Annotated in this window: 1 pseudogene; it reads left to right on the forward strand. The window is 29.8% G+C overall.

From position 1 onward, the window contains the following. Window positions 1–225 (forward strand): annotated as a pseudogene (locus tag GNY06_RS01925) (IS5/IS1182 family transposase); the annotation flags it as partial.

Genomic DNA, 225 nt, shown 5'->3' on the forward strand with positions numbered 1-225 from the left:
ATCACGATTTATACCAAATAGAAGGTAGTTTGAAAGAAATTCTGTCCCTTCTAAGCGAAGCAGAAATAGATCATAAAGGATTGTTTCTCAATGCTGAAGCAGGATTTGACAGTGAGAATTTAAGACACATGTTAGAAAAAGAAAAAATAATCGCCAATATTAAAACCCATCTCAGGAATAATAAAACAGCCAAGAATTATTATTATTTTGATGAAGAATTATATA

Source organism: Elizabethkingia argenteiflava, from assembly GCF_009904105.1.
In the GTDB taxonomy this organism is placed as follows: Bacteria; Bacteroidota; Bacteroidia; order Flavobacteriales; family Weeksellaceae; genus Elizabethkingia; species Elizabethkingia argenteiflava.